The sequence below is a fragment of the Micromonospora sp. NBC_00421 genome (genome assembly GCF_036017915.1).
GTDB lineage: Bacteria > Actinomycetota > Actinomycetes > Mycobacteriales > Micromonosporaceae > Micromonospora.
Map to the genome: position 1 here is coordinate 2,699,141 of NZ_CP107929.1, position 17,435 is coordinate 2,716,575.

Here is a 17,435-nt window from a genome sequence, read left to right on the forward strand (position 1 = left end):
CCGTCGCCCGACTGTCGGCGTCCGTACTCCCCGTTTCGCACGCCGCCCGACGGCGGGCGCCGCCGCGCGCCGTCGGCCCGTCTCGCACCCCCAGGAAAGGTGGCCCGAGATGTCCCGTTCCGCACTCCCCCGCCGTTGGCGGCGGTTACCCGCCGCGACCGCCGCCGGCGTGGCACTGCTGTTGCTCGCCGGGCCGGCGACCGCCGGCACCGCCGCCCCGCCCGACCGGGAGCCCGACGCCCCGATCGTGCTCGAACGCTCCGCCGACGAGCAGGCCGACGTGGTGGAGGTGGTGGTCGACGGTGCCGCCCGGTTGGACGAGCTGGTCGCCACCGGGGTCGACCTCGACCACCACGTCACCCAGACCGCGCAGGGCATCGTGGTGCACGCAGTGGTCACCCCCACCGAGGTCGCCGCGCTCAAGCGGATGGGCTACCGGGTCGGTGCGGTGCTGCACGACTCCGCCGACTCCGCGCAGCGGGTCAGCGAGCGGGATGCGACGATCGCCGCCCACCGGGCCGAGAACCGGGCGTACACGGCGACCCTGGAGCGCAGCGCCGCCACCTCGGACGTGAAGATCATCCGGGCTGACTTCTACACCTCCGGCACCAACCAGGTGCTCTCGGTCGAGGCGAAGTGGGCCCAGGGGCAGACCTCCACCAGCGCGCTGACCGTGGCCCGGGACAGCGGGCCGGGCACCGAGATCGGCTCCGGCGGCACCCAGAGCATCACCCGGTTCGTCGACGCCGGGGTCTACCTCTACCACCGGGGCGCCGCCGCCGTCACCGCCCGACCGCAGCGCATCCAGATCACCAGCCCCACCGGGGACGTGGCGGTCGCCGAGGTGAAGGAATGGCTGCCGATCCCGGCCGACAGCCCGGAGGGGCCCGGCTACCAGAAGGACTTCGTCACCAGCTACCTCACCCCGACCGAACTGTACGACCGGATCAAGCGACTGGCCGACGCCTACCCGCAGCTGGCCGAGGTGGTGAAGCTGCCGTACCAGACCAACGGATACCGGCGTAAGGCGCAGGTGGTGCTCGGCGGCACCAACGCCACCCGGGTCGCGGTGGACTCGCTCGCCTGGGGTCACGAGGGCGGCAACGACATCAGCGTCGAGCTGGTGAACCCGGGCGCGGCCGACCGGCCGCTGGCGGTCACGGTGACCGGCAAGGCCATCCGGGTCAGCCTGGCCACCGACGCCGCCGGGGCGGTGACCAGCACCGCCGCCCAGGTCGCCGCGGCGCTGACCGCCGAGGCGGGCACGCTGGTCAAGGCGTACACCTATCGGGGTGACGCCGGGGCGGGGGTGGTCGCGCCGGTCGCGCCGACGCCGCTGTCGGACAACCTGAAGGCCCCGGCCGGGGTCTCCCGCGACCCGCACCCGGTGTATGCCATCCGGATCGGCAAGTACCGGGACGGCTCCCGCACCGGGGTGCTGGCGTACGCGCAGGAACACGCCCGGGAGTGGGTGCCGCCGTTGGTGACCATCGAGACCGCCGAGCGGCTGCTGCGCAACCACGCCACCGACGAGAACACCAAGCAGTTGCTGCGCACCCTGGACATCTGGATCGTCCCGTCGATCAACCCGGACGGCGGGCACTACTCGTTCTACGACTACGCCTCGCAGCGCCGCAACATGACCAACCACTGCGCGCCGGGCGGTGCCACCGACGCGCTGGCCCGCAACTCGTGGGGGGTGGACAACAACCGCAACTACACCGAGTACAGCCTCTTCGACGGTTACTCGGGGGCGTCGGCGAGCTGCACCGGTGACACCTATGCCGGGCCGAGCGAGCTGTCCGAGCCGGAGAACCGCAACGTCGACTGGCTGGCCCAGCGGCCCAACATGAAGTTCTCGATGAACCTGCACTCCTCCGGCAACTACTTCATGTGGTCGCCGGGCGCGTACGCCACCCCGGGGCGGGTCTCCGCGCCCCGGCCGTCGCTCGCCGACGAGTCGTTCTTCTGGGGCGCGTCGTCGCGGATCCTCACCGCGATCAAGCGGCACCGCAACATGGCCGTCACCCCGGCCCGGACCGGCCCGATCTCCGACGTGCTGTACTCGGCGGCCGGCAACTCCGGCGACATGCTCTGGTACAAGTACGGCATCTACGCCTGGAACTTCGAGGTCGGCACCAGCTTCCAGCCCACCTGGGACGAGGCGCACCAGGAGACCATGGAGTTCAGCAACGGCCTGGTCGAGCTGCTGCGGGTGGCCCGGGACTTCGACAAGGACAAGAAGCGCCCGACCAGCACCCTGTCGGTCGCGCCGAGCCCGACCGAGGGCACGGTCAGTGTCCGGTTCGACGTCAGCGAGCCGGCGGCGGTGTTCTACACCCTCGACGGCTCCCGACCGACCTTCGACTCCACCCTGTACGCCTCGGCGGGCATCCGGGAGGGGGCCGAGACGCTGACCGTCCCGGTCGGCACCAAGGTGCACTGGTTCTCGGTGGACGCGGCCGGCAACATCGAACGCAACTACCGGCCGGACGACGACAGCTTGACCTTCAACCGGGGCTGGGCGACCCTGCCCACCGGCTGAGGTCCGGTAGGGCACCAGCGGGGGTCCGCGCCGCCGGACCCCCGCTGGTCGACCGGCTCAGTCCTCGGCCCGCCACCTGTAGAACTCCGTCGCCACCGCGTCCAGCGGGCTGCCCCAGGTCTCCGGGTCGAAGGGACTGATGTACGGGCTGAGGTCGTCCATGATCTGGGCGAAGGCCGGCTGGTCGTGGCGCTCCGCGACGGCGCCGTCGAACGACTCGCCGGTGCGCTCCAGCACGTGCAGGTAGACGTCGTCGATCGAGTAGAGCCACCGCCCGGTGACCCCCATCATGGTGGGCAGCGGGCCGGCGTCGGACTCGGCGAAGATCTGCGCGACGGTGGGTTCCGCGCCGGGCTTGATCCGGGCCACGATGACCGTCCGGGTCGGCTCGCCCGACGGCTCCCCCGCATCGGCCGGCGGCTCGGTCGGTGCCCACCTGTAGAACTCCTTCGCCACCGAGTCCGACGGGTTCCTCCAGTCCCTCGGGTAGGGCGTCACGTACGGGCCGATCTTCTCGGCGATCTGCTGGAAGGCGGGCAGACCCCGGGTCTGCCCGGTCACCTTCGGGTCCGCGTTCCGTTCGATCAGGTGGATGTAGAGGCCGTGGAAGGACAGCAGGGTCCGCGCGACCACGCCCAGGTCCTGCGGCCGGGTGGTGCGGTCGTAGTACCCGAACACGTCGGCGACGGTCTGCTCGCTGCCCGGCACCATGCGGCAGACGATCACGTTACGGAAGGTCATCGAAGCTCCTCGGAGATCAGACGGTACGGGTCGACTCGGTGGGACGGGGGCGACTGGCCGGCGGGTACGCCCCCGGCGGGGCGGAGGCGGTGAACCGGACGGGCAACTCCAGCAGACCCCGGAACGGTGACGCCGCCGGCAACCGACGCAGCTCGGCGGGCGGCACCGCGAGGCGCAACCCGGGCAACCGGCGCAGCAGCGCCGACAGACCGATCTGTGCCTCCATCCGGGCCAGCGAGACGCCGAGGCAGTAGTGCACGCCGTGACCGAAGCCCAGGTGCGGCCCGCGGACCCGGCGCAGGTCCAACCGGTCCGGGTCGACGAAGTGCGCCGGGTCGTGGTTGGCCGCGTTGAGCACCACGCCGACGATCGACCCGGCGGGGATGCGTACCCCCTGGTATTCGACGTCCTCGGTGGCGACCCGGGGGCTGGCCACCGGCAGCGGGCCGTCGAAGCGCAGCAGCTCCTCGATCGCCGAGGGCAGCAGCTCCGGGCTCTCACGCAGCAGGTCGAGCTGGTCGGGGTGGGTCAGCAGGGCCACCGTCGCGTTGCCCAGGAAGTCCGCGGTGGTCTGGTGCCCGGCGAACAGCAGCAGGAACGTGGTGGTCACCAACTCCGCCTCGGACAGTCCGCCGTCCTGGTCACAGGTGTCGATCAACGCGCTGATCATGTCGTCGGCCGGGATGGTCCGCTTGGCGGCCACCAGGTCCGCCAGGTATTGGTGCAGCCGTACCTGCGCCTCGCCGACGGCCGCCCGTTCCTCGGCCGGTGGTCGCCGCGTCGACCCGGAGGTCCGGATCACCTGGGTCCAGTCGAGCACCCGGTCCTGGTCGGCCCGGGGCACCCCGAGCAGTTCGCAGATCACCACCATCGGCAGCGGGATCGCGAAGTCGTGCATCAGTTCGGCCCGTCCCTGCGCGACGAAACCGTCGACCAGGTCGTCGACGATCTGCCGCACCCGGGGTCGCAGCGCCTCGATCCGACGCGGTGCGAACGCCTGCGACACCAACCGGCGCAGCCGGGTGTGCTCCGGCGGGTCGGAGTTGAGCATGTTCCGGTTCAGCGCCTCGGAGTTCGGGCCGAAGAGCTGGAGGTAGTGCTGGCCGGGGCCGTAGAGGTCCTTGGACAGCCGGGGGTCGGTCAGCGCCGCCCGCGCGTCGTCGAACCGGGTGAGCAGGTACGAGTCGAACCGCGGCGAGCTGACCGGGCAGACCGGCGCGTCCGCGCGCAACCGGGCGAAGGACGGGTAGGGATCGGCGGCGAACTGCTCGGTGTAGAGCTGCGCCGCGGGCACCGGCTCGGTCATCTCGCCCCCTCCCGCGCGCTGGGCATGCTGTGCAGCACCTGGTAGGTGTGCCGTTCGGCGGATTCCCGCAGCTCACGCACCACCCGCAGCAGCCGGTCCCGGTGTTCGCTGCGACCGAAGGCGTCCAACCGTTGCCGGTCCGCCCAGTCGCTGATGATCAGATAGCTGCGGGGGTCGTCGGCGTCGCGGACCAGGTCCTGCCGCAGGCACCCGTCGAGCAGCCGGATCTGCTCCGCCGCCGAGAGCCACTCCGCCTCGAACCGTTCGGCGCACCCCTCCCGGGTACGCATGGCGAGCACGGTGCGCACCGCCGTCATCGCGCGCCGCCGAAGACCAGGTGCAGGTTCTTGCGCAGCGCGTCGGCGTCGATCGGCTGGCTGCGGAAGCCGACGTGCCCGTCCGGACGGATCAGGTACAGGGCGGTGCCGGCCACCCCGTACCGGGACCGGAACTCACCCCCGGCGTCGCGTACCACAGGCGGCGCGAGCAGCCCCGGTTCCTCGGCGTCCGGACTGAGCAGCAGGTAGACGTCGACCTCACCCCGGGTCAGGGCGCGGACGTCGGCGCAGAGCCCCGCCACGGCGGCCACCGCCGCCGGCTCGGCCGACGCGTCGGCGTAGACAAGCAGGGTGTGCCGGGTGCCCCCGGTCAGGTCGCGCAGCCGCAGTGGATGCCCGACCCCCTGCCGCTCCAGCCCACCCAGGTCGGGGGCGCGGTCACCGGGGTGGGGGCCGGCGCGCAGCGCGTCGGGGTCGGTCACACACTCCCCGACCAGCGGGCTGTCGGCGTAGCTGAGCAGCAGGGACATCTCCTGGAGGAACTGCCGTTCCAGATCGGCGCGGTCCAGTTCGTCGGTGAACGCCATCCGCACCGCCCGACCGACGATCTCCTCCCCCTCCGGGCGGCGTTCGGCCTCGTAGCTGTCCAGCAGCCCGGGGGCGGCGATCCCCCGTACCGCAAGCGCCACCTTCCAGGACAGGTTCCAGGCGTCCTGGATGCCGGTGTTCATCCCCTGCCCACCGGCGGGTGGGTGCAGGTGCGCCGCGTCACCGACCACGAAGACCCGGCCGTGGCCGTACCTGTCGACGATGCCGTGGCTGATCCGGAACACCGACGACCAGCGCAGGTTCGTCGCCCGGGTGCCCGGCGGGGCGAGCCGGTCCAGGGCGGCCTGCACGTCGTCGAGGGTCGGCTCGGCCAACTCCTCGCTGAACCCGGGCGGGGCGTCCCGGCCGCCGGTCTGGGCGAAGAACCGGGGCGGCGCGAGGGTCGCGATCCGGTACCGGCCCTGCCCGCGCAGAGGTACGCAGACCAGCATCCCGTCCATCCGACCGTCGGTCTCGTGCAGGAACCGCAGCAGGTGCCCGTCGGGCATGTCCCAGTTCACGTCGACATCGGCGAGCATGAACAGCTGCGGGAACCGGCCCAGCCCACCCGAGAACGTCAACCCGAGCAGGTCCCGGACCCGGCTGTGCGCGCCGTCGGCACCGATGAGGTACTTCGCCCGTACCGTCTGGGCGCCGCCGCCGGCGAGGGCGAGCGTGGCCAGCACGCCGTCCGCGCCCTGGGTGAACCCGGTCAGCTCCGTGCCACGCTGCGGCCGTACGCCGAGGGTGGCCAGCCGGTCGGTGAGGATCCGCTCGGTCTCGTACTGGGGCAGGCCGAGGTGCGCGTACGGCAGTCCGGGCAGCTCCCAGCTCATCCGGTGGGTCTGCGTGCCGTTGACGAAGACCACGTTGCCGGTGAGCCACACCCCGGCGTCCATCGCCTCCCGCACGATGCCCTGCTCCGCCCAGATCTCCATGGTGCGGCAGTGCACCCCGATCGCCTTGTCGGCCTGGCCGGGCGGCACGGCCAGCTTCTCGACCACCCGGCAGTCGATGCCGCGCCGGGCCAGCTCGACGGCGGCGGTCAGCCCGGTCGGCCCCGCCCCGACGATCAGTACGTCCGTTGTCGTGTGCACGTCGGTCTCCCTACCGGTACTGGCTGCCCGGTCGGTGCCGGGGTGAGCCGCGAGGTGGAACAGGCGGCGGCGGAAGTCGAGCAGGAACGGCGCGATCGGCCCGGCCTCCTCCCGCGCGTGGGCCGGGTTGGCGACCCAGCGGTGGAACTCCGCCTCGGTACGCCACTCGGCGAAGATGTGGTGCACGTCCGTGCAGGGCTCGCGCAGCAGGTCCTCGCGCAGGTAGCCGGGGACCCCGGCCATCCGGGCGGTCACCTCGGCGTGGCCCCGGTGAAACTCGGCGAGCCGGGCGGCCGGCACGGTGACCTGGACGTCCACCAGGATCGTCGGATGCCCACCCGGCTCGTCGCGCATCACCCGGTGGTCGTCGGCGGTGGTCGGTTCGCAGCCGGTGCGCAGGGCGTCGGCGAGGCGGGCGGCCACCGGGCCGTTCTCGTAGGCGAGCAGGGCGGCGTCATCGGCCCACTCGGTGGCGACGACGAAGGTGTGCGGGTCGTGCGCGTCCAGGAACAGGTCCCGCCGCAGGTTGCCGGGGAGCGCACCGATCTGCTCCGCGGTCGCCTGCCAGGCCGAGCGGACGGCCTGTCCGGCACCGGGGCGCGCGCGGATCCGGAGCATTGTCCTGATCATGGGGTCTCCCTTGACGGCCTGCCCGTGACGGGGGTCCCGACCGCCGGCACCTGCACCGGCACGTCGTCGTTCGACCCTGTCGCAGGTCCCGTCACCCCATCGTCACCGAGGGGCCGCCCCGGGTCGCCACCCGTTGACGCCGCCGCGACGGCGCACCCGGACCTGTCGGTTCCGCCGCCGGCTCGGCAGCGGCGGACGCCGACGGAACGCCCGGCTCAGGGGCGGCGGTTGCCGCTGCTCGCGCGGACGACGAGGACCGGTTCGACCTGGGGTCGGGGGGTGCTCGCGCCGGTGCCGTCGAGGAGTTCCAGCAGGGCGGCCACGCACCGGCGGCCGACCTCGTCGAAGTCCTGCCGCACGGTGGTCAGCGGCGGGGAGAGGTATTCGGCCTCGGGAATGTCGTCGAAGCCGACCACACTGACGTCCTCGGGAATCCGGGCACCCCGCTGGTGCAGGGCGCGCAGCAGGCCGAGCGCCTGGTGGTCGTTGGCGCAGAACACCGCCGTCACGTCGGGGCGTGCGGCAAGCGCCTGGCCCAGTTCGTAGCCGGCCCGGGGGCTCCAGTCGCCGACGATGACCGGGGGCACGCGGCGGCCCGCCTGCTCCAGGGTCTGCCGCCACCCGTCGACCCGGTCCCGGGCCTCCAGCCAGTCCCGGGGACCGGCGATGTGCCACACCGTCTCGTGCCCGAGGTCGAGCAGGTGCCGCACCGCCAGCCGGGCGCCGGCCACCTGGTCGACGGAGATGCTCGGCAGTTCACCGCGCTCGCCGCTGGCCTCGACCACCACCGCCGGCACGCCGGTCGGCAGGCCGTGCACGGCGACCGACGCCGTCATCATCGGGGTGATGACGACGACGCCGGCCACCGACTGCTCGGTCAGCGCGTCGATGGCGGACCGCGTCCCGCTGCGGTCCAGCCGTTCCAGGGTGACGATGCTGATGCCGTACCCGGCGGCGCGGGCGGCCCGCTCGATGCCCAGCAGGGTGGCCGCCGGCCCGAACAGGATGGTGTCGAAGCTGACCACACCGATCACCCGGGAGCGCCGGCCGGCCAACCCCCGGGCCAGGGCGTTGGGCCGGTAGTTGAGCTGGTGCACGGCACGCAGCACCCGCTCCCGGGTCTCCGGCCGCACGCTCGGGTGGTTGTTGAGCACCCGGGACACGGTCTGGTGCGACACCCCGGCGAGTTGCGCGACGTCGCTCATCACCGCGGCGCGTTCGCGCCGCTGCTGGCCCATGGCAGCTCAGAAACCCCGGGCCAGGCGGTAGTAGGCCTGGTTCCAACGGAGCTCGTCGGCAAGCCGCCGGGGGGTGGTGTCGGCGTCGATGACGACCAGCTCGGTGCTGACCATCTCGGCGAGGTCGTGCAGCTCCTCGACCCCGACGGCCTGGGACAGCACCGTGTGGTGCGGGGCGCCGGCGGTGAGCCAGGCCTCCGCCGAGGCGGCCAGGTCCGGCCGGGGCCGCCACACCGCCCGTGCCACCGGCAGCTTCGGCAGCGGGTACGGCGGGGCGACCACGTCGATCTCGTTGGCCACCAGCCGGAACCGCTCCCCCATGTCGGCCAGGCCGAGCACCACCGCCGGGCCGGGCTGGGCGTCGAAGACCATCCGGACCGGGTCCTCCCGGCCGCCGATGCCCAGCGGGTGGATCTCGACGTTCGGGGTGGCCGCCGCGATGGTCGGACAGACCTCCAGCATGTGCGCCCCGAGCACCAACTCCCGGCCGGGGGTGAGGTCGTAGGTGTAGTCCTCCATGAACGAGGTGCCGCCGGTGGTGCCGACGGACATCGACTTGAGCGTGCGCACCAGCACCGAGGTCTTCCAGTCGCCCTCGCCGCCGAAGCCGTACCCGTCGGCCATCAGCCGCTGCACCGCCAGGCCGGGCAGTTGCCGCAGCCCGCCCAGGTCCTCGAAGTTGGTGGTGAAGGCGCGGAACCCACCGGCGTCGAGGAAGTCGCGCAGGCCGGCCTCGATCCGGGCGGCGTAGCGCAGCGAGTCGTGCCGGTCGCCGCCGGAGCGCAGCTCGGCGACCAGGCGGTAGCTGTCGTCGTACTCCTTGACCAGCTCGTCGATGCGGGCGTCGGCGACGGCGTCCACGGCGTCGACCAGGTCGTTGACGCCGTAGGTGTTCACCGAGACGCCGAAGCGCAGCTCGGCCTCGACCTTGTCCCCCTCGGTCACCGCCACGTCGCGCATGTTGTCGCCGAACCGGGCCAGCCGCAGCGACCGCATCTCGGCGTGCCCGATCGCGGCCCGGGTCCAGGCGCCGATCCGGGCGGCGACCCGGGGGTCGCTGACGTGCCCGGCGACGGTCTTGCGGGCGACGCCGAGCCGGGTCTGGACGTACCCGAACTCCCGGTCGCCGTGGGCGGCCTGGTTGAGGTTCATGAAGTCCATGTCGATCTCGGACCAGGGCAGTTCCACGTTGGCCTGGGTGTGCAGGTGCAGCAGCGGGGTACGCAGCGCGTCCAGCCCGGAGATCCACATCTTGGCCGGGGAGAAGGTGTGCATCCAGGCGATCACCCCGACCGCACCCTGCACGGCGGCGTCGCGGCAGACGGCCAGGATCTCGGCGCTGGAGGTCAGCACCGGCTTCCAGACCACCCGGGCCGGGACGGCCGGGTCGGCGTCGAGCCGTTCGGCGATCCGCTGGGACTGCTCGGCCACCTGGCGCAGGGTCTCCGGGCCGTACAGGCCCTGACTGCCGGTGAGGAACCAGACCTCGGCGACCGGGGATGGGTTGGTCATGGGCGTTGCCTTCCGGTGGGACTGGCGAGGGTCACTTGGTACGGATGCCGACGAGGCGTTGGAGCAGGATGAACACGAACAGCAGGCCACCGATGACGATCTTGGTCCACCACGAGTTCAGCGTGCCGTCGAAGGTGATCAACGTCTGGATGATGCTGAGCACCAGCACCCCGAGCAGGGTGCCGAAGACGTAACCGGACCCCCCGGTGAGCAGGGTGCCGCCGATGACGACCGCCGCGATCACGTCCAGCTCCATGCCCACCGCGATCAGCGGGGCCCCGGACAGGGTGTAGAACGAGAGCAGGATCCCGCCGATCGCCGAGCAGAGCCCGCTGATGGTGTAGACCGCGATCTTCGTACGGCCCACCGGCAGGCCCATCAGCAGCGCGGACTGCTGGTTGCCGCCGATGGCGTACACGTTGCGACCCAGCCGGGTGTACGCCAGCACGGCCGCCCCGATCGCCAGCACCGCGAGGGCGATCAGCACGCTGATCGAGACGAAGTTCTCCCCGAGATGGATCCGGTGCTGGGCGGCGGTGGTCCAGAAGCCGTCGGTGATCGGGATCGAGGTGGTGCTGATCCAGGTGCACATGCCCCGGGCGAAGAACATCCCGGCCAGGGTGACGATGAACGGTTGGATGTCGAAGAAGTGGATCACGCAGCCCATGGCGAAGCCGAGGGCCGGGCCGAGCAGCAGCGCGATCAGCAGCACCAGGGCGGGGTGCAGCCCGTCACCCAACAGCGAGGCCGACACCATCGCGGTCATCGCCACCACCGACCCGACCGACAGGTCGATGCCGCCGGTGAGGATCACGAAGGTCATCCCGACCGCGACGACAAGCAGGAAGCCGTTGTCGATGAAGACGTTGAAGACGACCTGGATGTTGGAGAACGCGCGGTACTGGGAGACGCCGATGGAGTACATCACCAGCAGCAGGGCGAGGGTGGCCAGCACCGGCACGTGCCGGGGTGGCACCCGCCACCAGGCACGTCCCGCACGGGCGGCCAACGGGGTCGTGGTCATGCCGGAACCTGCTCCTTCTCTGTGCCGACCGGCTCCACCGGAGTCACCGGGACGCTGCGCCGACGGCGGAACCGCGCCCGGAAGGCCGGGGCCTGGATGAGACAGACCACGATCACCACGACCGCCTTGAACAGCAGTGACGTCTGCGGGTCGATGTTCATGGCGTACACCGAGGTGGTCAGGGTCTGGATGAGCAACGCGCCGATCACGCTGCCACCGAGGTAGAACCGGCCGCCGGCCAGCGCGGTGCCGCCGATGACCACGGCCAGGATGGCGTCCAGCTCGACCCAGAGCCCGACCGCGTTGCCGTCGGCGCTGGAGACGTTCGCCGTCATCATGAACCCGGCGATCGCCGCGCAGGCGGCGCTCACCACGTACACCAGGAAGGTGATCCGGCGGGAGCGGATGCCGGCCAGCCGGCTCGCCTCGGCGTTCCCGCCGACCGACTCGATGATCATCCCGAGCGCGGTACGCCGGGTCAGCACCGCCACCAGCAGGGTCACCGCGAGCGCGATGACGATCGCGAACGGCAGGGTCAGCAGGTGCCCCACCCCGATCACCTTGTAGGGATCGCTGTTGATGGTGATGATCTGCCCCTCGGCGATCAGCTGGGCCAGGCCCCGGCCGGCCACCATGAGGATCAGCGTGGCGATGATCGGTTGGATGCCGATCCCGGCCACCAGGATGCCGTTCCACGCGCCGAGCAGCAGGGCGACCCCGAAGCCGAGCGCCACCGCGGTGAGCACCACGGCCAGGCTGTTCTGGTCGGGCTGCTTGCTGATGTACAGGCAGGCCACTGCACCACTGACGGCGGCCACCGCGCCCACCGAGAGGTCGATGCCGCCGGTGGCGATCACCAGGGACATCCCCAGGGCGACCAGGATCAGCGGGGCGCTGAGCCGGACGATGTCGACGAGGCTGCCGTAGAGGTGGCCGTCCTTCAACTCGACCGACAGGAAGCTCGGCCGGTAGATGACGTTCGCCACCAGCAGCAGCACCAGCACGACCAGCGGCCAGAAGAGCCGGTGACCGGTGACGCCCGTGAGGCGGGCCCGTGCGGTGCTCATGCCGGCACCGTCCCTTCCTGCGAACTGCCGCTGGCGATGGCCTGCATGATGCGGGCCGCGTCGAGGGTGTCGTCGTTGGTGAGCTCGCTGACCAGCCGCCGGTCGCGCATCACGGCGACCTTGTGGCTGAGCCGGAGCACCTCCTCCAGCTCGGCGGAGATGAACAGCACCGCCATCCCGCCGTCGGAGAGCTGCGCCACCAGGCGCTGGATCTCGGTCTTGGCACCGATGTCGATGCCCCGGGTCGGTTCGTCCAGGATCAGCAGCCGGGGTTCGGTGATCAGCCACCGGGCCAGCAGCACCTTCTGCTGGTTGCCGCCGGAGAGGTTGCGCACCGGCATCTCCGGGTCGGCCGGCCGGATGCTCAACGCCTTGATCCAGTGTTGGACCAGCTCGTCCTGCCGGCGGCGGGGCACCGGCCGCAGCCAGCCCCGGGCCGCCTGCATGGCCAGGATGATGTTCTCCCGCACCGACAGCTCGCCGACCAGGCCCTCGGTGCGGCGGTTCTCGGAGCAGAAGGCGATGCCCCGGTCGATGGCGGCCACCGGGTTGCGGATCGTCACGGGGGTGCCGTCCACGGCGAGCCGGCCGGCGTCGGCGCGGTCCGCGCCGAAGAACAACCGGGCCACCTCGGTACGACCCGACCCGAGCAGCCCGGCCAGGCCGACCACCTCACCCTGGTGGATGGTGAGGCTGAACGGCGCGACGGAACCGGACCGGCCGAGCCCGTCGGCAGCCACCAGCGGGGTGCCCTGTTCGAGTGCCGCCCGGTCCTCGCCGCTGGTCGCCTCGTCGAGGCGTTCCAGGGCGTCGAGCTCCTTGCCGATCATCTTCTCCACCAGCGCGATCTGCGGCAGTTCGCTGGTCAGGTACTCGCCGACGAGCCGGCCGTTGCGCAGCACGGTGATCCGGTCGGCGATGGCGTACACCTGGTCGAGGAAGTGGGTGACGAAGATGATCGCGATGCCGTCGTCGCGCAACTGCCGCATGATCCGCATCAGCTGGGCCACCTCGTCGGCGTCCAGGCTGGAGGTGGGCTCGTCGAGGATCAGCACCCGGGCCTGGATGTCGACCGCGCGGGCGATCGCCACCATCTGCTGCACGGCCAGCGAGTAGCTGCCCAGCAGCTCGGTGACGTCGATGTGCAGGTCGATGCGGGCCAGCAGCTCCTGCGCCCGGCGGCGCATCTCGCGCCAGTTGACCGCACCGAGCCGGCGCGGCTCCCGGCCGATGTAGATGTTCTCCGCCACCGACAGGTTGGGCAGGAGGTTGACCTCCTGGTAGACGGTGCTCACCCCGGCGGCGGTGGCCTGCATCGGGCCGGAGAAGGAGACCTCTGCGCCGTCGAGGGTGATGGTGCCGGAATCGGTGCCGTAGACGCCGGTCAGCACTTTGATGAGGGTGGACTTCCCGGCGCCGTTCTCGCCCATCAGGGCGTGCACCTCACCGGGAAAGAGCCGGAGGTCGACGCCGTCGAGGGCGCGGACCCCGGGGAAGAGCTTGCTGATCGCGGTCATCGTCAGGACCGGATGCCTATCCGACATCCCACCGAACCTTTCCTCGGAAGCGGAGGCCGCCGCGCCGAACGCGGCGGCCTCCGGTCGGATCAGTACTTCCGGTTGGGCAGAGCAGTCTTGGCCTGCTCCTGGGTGAAGGTGGTCTCCTCGGTCTCGACCCGGGCCGGGACCTCCTCGCCAGCCTTGACCTTCTTGGCCAGGTCCATCAGCTGCGGGCCGAGCAGCGGGCTGCACTCGGCGATGAAGTTGAACTTCCCGTCGGCCAGGGCCTGCATGCCGTCCTTGACCGCGTCGACGGTGATGATGGTGATGTCCTTGCCGGGCGTCTTGCCCGCCGCGGTGATCGCCTCCAGCGCGCCCAGGCCCATGTCGTCGTTGTGCGCGAAGAGCACGTCGATCTTCGGGTTGGCCCTGAGGAACTGCTCCATGACCTGCTTGCCGCCGGCCCGGGTGAAGTCACCGCTCTGCGAGGCGACGACCTTCAGGTTGGGGTTGGCGGCGATCGCCTCGGCGAAGCCCTTCTTGCGGTCGTTGGCGGGCGCCGCGCCGGTGGTGCCCTGCAGCTCGACGATGTTCACCGGGCCGGTCGCGGCCGACTTCTCCTTGACCAGCCACTCACCGGCGAGCTTGCCCTCCTTGACGAAGTCCGAGCCGATGAAGGTCTTGTAGAGGCTCTTGTCGGCCGAGTCGACGGCCCGGTCGGTCAGGATCACCGGGATCTTGGCGTCCTTGGCCTCCTTGAGCACGGTGTCCCAACCCGACTCCACCACCGGCGAGAAGGCGATCACGTCGACCTTCTGCTGGATGAAGTTGCGGATCGCCTTGATCTGGTTCTCCTGCTTGCCCTGCGCGTCGTCGAACTTCAGCTCGTAGCCGGCCTCGGTGGCGGCTTCCTTGATCGAGTTGGTGTTCGCCGTGCGCCAGCCGCTCTCCGCGCCGACCTGCGAGAAACCGATGACCAGCTTGCTGTTGCCGCCGGTGCTGCCGCTGTCGCCGTCGGTGTCGGTGTCGCTGTTGCCGCAGCCGGCGAGTCCGCCGGCCAGCAGGCCGACGGCGAGCATCGCGCCGAGGCCGCGCCGGGTGAGGGTGATGCCGGTCTTCGCCATGTGAAGACTCCTTGTACGGGGATGAGGTGGGGGATGGGGTGCTACTACGGGGAGGACCGGCCGACACGGCACGCCGGGCAGGCCGGACCTTCCAGGGGTTGGTGCATCGGGTTGCGGTGGATCGACCGGACCCGCGGGGCGGGCCGGTGGCGGGTACGGGCCAGGTCGGGGGTTACGGCCCCGGCTGCCCGTAGACGTTCTGGTAACGGTCGTAGAGTGAGTCGATGTCCGCCCGGGCCATCGGCACGGGCGTGCCGAGCGTCCGGGCCAGGTGGGCGGTACGGGCCACGTCCTCGCACATCACGGCGGCCTTCACCGCCGCGCGGGCGTCCCGGCCGATGGTGAACACGCCGTGATTGCGCATCAGCACCGCCGGTGAGCGATGCCCGGACAGGGTCGCCACGATGCCCTTGCCGATGTCGTCGCCGCCGATGAGCGCGAACGGACCGACCGGGATCTCGCCGCCGAACTCGTCGGCCTGGGCGGTGAGGTGGCACGGGATCGCCTCGCCGCAGGCGGCCCAGGCGGTGGCGTACCCGCTGTGGGTGTGCACCACCCCGCCGACCTCGGGCATCGCCCGGTAGACGTAGGCGTGGGCGGCGGTGTCGCTGGACGGGGAGAGGTCGCCGTCGACCACCACGCCGTCGAGGTCGCAGACGATCATGTTGTCGGCCCGCAGGTCGTCGTAGGACACCCCGCTCGGCTTGATCACCATCAGCTCCCGGCCGGGCACCCGGGCCGAGACGTTGCCGGCCGTCCAGGCCACCAGGTTGTAGCGCACCAGCTCGCCGTGCAGGGTGGCCACCTGCTCGCGCAGCCGGGCCACCTCGGCGTCGAGGTCGAGGGTCATGCCGGCACCTCCAGGGACTCGATGGTCGTCTCGGCCGACGGCGCGACGGCCGCCTGGCGGGCGGCGTTGCGGATGGCCCGCAGCCGCAGCAGCACGTCGTCGCCGCCCCGGCCGAAGTGGTCGTGCAGCCGGCGGTACTCGGCGTAGAGCGCGTCGTAGGCGCGGGCCCGTTCCGGGTCGGGCCGGTACACCTCGCGGTCCACCCGGCCCATCGCCACCGAGGCGGTCGGCACGTCGGGGTACGCCCCGGCCGCGACCGCCGCGTGGATCGCCGAGCCCAGGGCCGGCCCCTGCGCCGAGCCGATGATGCCCAGCGGACGCCGGGTCACGTCGGCGTAGATCTGCATCAGCAGGCTGTTGCCGGTGAGCCCACCGGCCACGATCAGCTCGTCGACCGGGACTCCCGCCTCGGCGAACGCCTCGATGATCATGCGGGTGCCGTACGCGGTGGACTCCAGCAACGCACGGTAGACGTCCGGCGGGCGGGTGGCCAGGGTGAGCCCGACGAGCACCCCGCTGAGGTCGTGGTTGACGAGCAGCGAGCGGTTGCCGTTCCACCAGTCCAGCGCCACCAGCCCGTGCGCGCCGACCGGCTGCGCGGCGGCGGCCTCGGTCAGCGCCTCGTGGGAGGCGTACCCGGCGGGGGCGGCGTGCTTCACGTACCAGCCGAAGATGTCGCCGACGCCGCTCTGGCCGGCCTCGTAGCCCCAGGAGCCGGCGCTGATCCCGCCGTCGACCACCCCGCACATGCCGGCCACCTCGGCCCGCTCGGTGCCGTTGACCACGTGGCAGGTGGAGGTGCCCATGATGGCGACCAACCGGCCGGGGGCCAGCGCCTGCGCGGCGGCGGCGGTGACGTGGGCGTCGACGTTGCCGACAGCCACCGCGATCCCCTCCGGCAGCCCGGTCCAGGCGGCGGCCTGCGCGGTCAGCCCACCGGCCCGCGCACCCAACTGCGCCAGCGGCCCGTCGATCTTGGCGACGAAGTCGGCGAAGCCGGGGTTCAACGCGGCCAGGTAGGCCGCCGACGGGTAGTGCCCGTCCTGGAGCAGTCCCTTGTAGCCGGCGGTGCAGACGTTGCGGGTCTCGACGCCGCAGAGCTGCCAGACGATCCAGTCGGCGGCCTCGATCCACCGCTCGGCGCGGGCGTAGACCTCCGGGTCCTCCTCCAGCAGTTGCAGGCCCTTGGCGTACTGCCACTCGGCGGAGATCTTGCCGCCGTAGCGGCCGATCCAGGACTCGCCCCGGGCGTGGGCCAGCGCGTTGATCCGGTCGGCCTGCGGCTGGGCGGCGTGGTGCTTCCACAGCTTCACCCAGGCGTGCGGGCGGGTACGCAGGTCGGGCAGCTCGCACAGCGGGGTGCCGTCGGCCAGGGTGGGCAGCACGGTGCAGGCGGTGAAGTCGATGCCGACGGCGACCACCTGGGCGGGGTCGACGCCGCTCTCGGCCAACGCGGCGGGCACCGCCTGGCGCAGCACCTCGCGGTAGTCGTCCGGGTCCTGCAACGCCCAGTCGGCCGGCAGCGGCCGACCGTCGACGGCGAGCGTGGTGTCCATCACCGCGTGGCGGTACTCGTGCACCGCCGTGCCCAGCTCGGCGCCGTCGCCGACCCGCACCACCAGCGCCCGACCCGACAGCGTGCCGTAGTCGACGCCGACGACGTACCGGTCCTGCGGCTTCGCGCCTGCATCCATGCCGTTCTCCGTTCAATCGTTGGGGGCAAGTGTTAGCGCTCACATGGAATCCGTCAAGGCGCTTCCATGTAACACTGCCGTAACCATCTCTGGCAGCCCCTGCACAGGGTCCACGGCCACCGTCCCGACCAGCCATCGAGCGGTCGACATGCGTCGAGCAGGTGAGCGGTCACATCCGTTCGGCCGGGTGGGCTCTTGACACACCTCCACGGCCGGTTCCAGACTTCGGGGCGATCCGGAGG

Annotated in this window: 13 protein-coding genes; 1 reads left to right on the forward strand and 12 read right to left on the reverse strand. The window is 71.6% G+C overall.

Features of this window, described 5'->3' with window-relative positions; all coding sequences use genetic code 11:
• The first annotated feature begins 109 nt into the window (after positions 1-109).
• Positions 110-2,545 (forward strand): M14 family metallopeptidase, encoded by a 2,436-nt coding sequence (locus OHQ87_RS11730; RefSeq protein WP_328347753.1) that lies wholly within the window; start codon positions 110-112, stop codon positions 2,543-2,545.
• 57 nt (positions 2,546-2,602) lie between these two features.
• Here OHQ87_RS11730 and OHQ87_RS11735 read toward each other — a convergent pair whose 3' ends face one another.
• From OHQ87_RS11735 to araB, 12 genes are all read right to left on the reverse strand, one after another.
• On the reverse strand, positions 2,603-3,286 hold the full coding sequence (locus tag OHQ87_RS11735) for a TcmI family type II polyketide cyclase (RefSeq protein ID WP_328347755.1): 684 nt from the start codon (positions 3,284-3,286) through the stop codon (positions 2,603-2,605).
• A gap of 16 nt (positions 3,287-3,302) precedes the next feature.
• Positions 3,303-4,592 carry a cytochrome P450 family protein gene (locus OHQ87_RS11740; protein WP_328347757.1) on the reverse strand — a complete coding sequence of 430 codons (1,290 nt, stop codon included), beginning with the start codon at positions 4,590-4,592 and terminating at the stop codon, positions 3,303-3,305.
• Positions 4,589-4,909, reverse strand: coding sequence for a putative quinol monooxygenase (locus OHQ87_RS11745; protein WP_328347759.1), 321 nt, complete (start codon positions 4,907-4,909; stop codon positions 4,589-4,591). Before OHQ87_RS11745 ends, OHQ87_RS11740 begins: the two co-directional genes overlap by 4 nt.
• Entirely contained in the window at positions 4,906-7,185 is a 2,280-nt protein-coding gene (locus OHQ87_RS11750) for an FAD-dependent monooxygenase (RefSeq protein ID WP_328347761.1), read from the reverse strand. Before OHQ87_RS11750 ends, OHQ87_RS11745 begins: the two co-directional genes overlap by 4 nt.
• Positions 7,186-7,400: 215 nt before the next feature.
• Positions 7,401-8,423, reverse strand: coding sequence for a LacI family DNA-binding transcriptional regulator (locus OHQ87_RS11755; protein WP_328347762.1), 1,023 nt, complete (start codon positions 8,421-8,423; stop codon positions 7,401-7,403).
• A gap of 6 nt (positions 8,424-8,429) precedes the next feature.
• Positions 8,430-9,935, reverse strand: a complete 1,506-nt coding sequence (gene araA, locus OHQ87_RS11760; RefSeq protein WP_328347764.1) for an L-arabinose isomerase — start codon at positions 9,933-9,935, stop codon at positions 8,430-8,432.
• Between the two features lie 31 nt (positions 9,936-9,966).
• Positions 9,967-10,959: a galactofuranose ABC transporter, permease protein YjfF gene (gene yjfF / locus OHQ87_RS11765; RefSeq protein WP_328347766.1), complete on the reverse strand. Its 993-nt coding sequence runs from the start codon at positions 10,957-10,959 to the stop codon at positions 9,967-9,969.
• Positions 10,956-12,026, reverse strand: coding sequence for an ABC transporter permease (locus OHQ87_RS11770; RefSeq protein ID WP_328347768.1), 1,071 nt, complete (start codon positions 12,024-12,026; stop codon positions 10,956-10,958). The genes yjfF and OHQ87_RS11770 overlap by 4 nt, the downstream gene beginning before the upstream one ends.
• A complete protein-coding gene (locus OHQ87_RS11775; RefSeq protein ID WP_328347770.1) occupies positions 12,023-13,570 on the reverse strand; it encodes a sugar ABC transporter ATP-binding protein in 1,548 nt (515 codons plus the stop codon). The genes OHQ87_RS11770 and OHQ87_RS11775 overlap by 4 nt, the downstream gene beginning before the upstream one ends.
• A gap of 62 nt (positions 13,571-13,632) precedes the next feature.
• Complete coding sequence (locus OHQ87_RS11780; protein ID WP_328347772.1) at positions 13,633-14,649, reverse strand: ABC transporter substrate-binding protein; 1,017 nt, start codon at positions 14,647-14,649, stop codon at positions 13,633-13,635.
• 172 nt (positions 14,650-14,821) lie between these two features.
• The gene (locus OHQ87_RS11785) at positions 14,822-15,499 is read right to left on the reverse strand and encodes an L-ribulose-5-phosphate 4-epimerase (protein WP_328347774.1); all 678 of its coding nucleotides are present in this window, start codon (positions 15,497-15,499) and stop codon (positions 14,822-14,824) included.
• Complete coding sequence (araB, locus tag OHQ87_RS11790; protein WP_328347776.1) at positions 15,496-17,193, reverse strand: ribulokinase; 1,698 nt, start codon at positions 17,191-17,193, stop codon at positions 15,496-15,498. The genes OHQ87_RS11785 and araB overlap by 4 nt, the downstream gene beginning before the upstream one ends.
• Between the last annotated feature and the right edge of the window lie 242 nt (positions 17,194-17,435).

Coding starts and splice junctions, on each gene's coding strand:
- OHQ87_RS11745 (WP_328347759.1), bottom strand. CDS start 4,909: ATGACGGCGGTGCGCACCGTGCTCGCCATGCGTACCCGGGAGGGGTGC.
- OHQ87_RS11755 (WP_328347762.1), bottom strand. CDS start 8,423: ATGGGCCAGCAGCGGCGCGAACGCGCCGCGGTGATGAGCGACGTCGCG.
- OHQ87_RS11730 (WP_328347753.1), top strand. CDS start 110: ATGTCCCGTTCCGCACTCCCCCGCCGTTGGCGGCGGTTACCCGCCGCG.
- OHQ87_RS11775 (WP_328347770.1), bottom strand. CDS start 13,570: ATGTCGGATAGGCATCCGGTCCTGACGATGACCGCGATCAGCAAGCTC.
- OHQ87_RS11735 (WP_328347755.1), bottom strand. CDS start 3,286: ATGACCTTCCGTAACGTGATCGTCTGCCGCATGGTGCCGGGCAGCGAG.
- araA (WP_328347764.1), bottom strand. CDS start 9,935: ATGACCAACCCATCCCCGGTCGCCGAGGTCTGGTTCCTCACCGGCAGT.
- OHQ87_RS11750 (WP_328347761.1), bottom strand. CDS start 7,185: ATGATCAGGACAATGCTCCGGATCCGCGCGCGCCCCGGTGCCGGACAG.
- OHQ87_RS11780 (WP_328347772.1), bottom strand. CDS start 14,649: ATGGCGAAGACCGGCATCACCCTCACCCGGCGCGGCCTCGGCGCGATG.
- OHQ87_RS11785 (WP_328347774.1), bottom strand. CDS start 15,499: ATGACCCTCGACCTCGACGCCGAGGTGGCCCGGCTGCGCGAGCAGGTG.
- OHQ87_RS11770 (WP_328347768.1), bottom strand. CDS start 12,026: ATGAGCACCGCACGGGCCCGCCTCACGGGCGTCACCGGTCACCGGCTC.
- araB (WP_328347776.1), bottom strand. CDS start 17,193: ATGGATGCAGGCGCGAAGCCGCAGGACCGGTACGTCGTCGGCGTCGAC.
- yjfF (WP_328347766.1), bottom strand. CDS start 10,959: ATGACCACGACCCCGTTGGCCGCCCGTGCGGGACGTGCCTGGTGGCGG.
- OHQ87_RS11740 (WP_328347757.1), bottom strand. CDS start 4,592: ATGACCGAGCCGGTGCCCGCGGCGCAGCTCTACACCGAGCAGTTCGCC.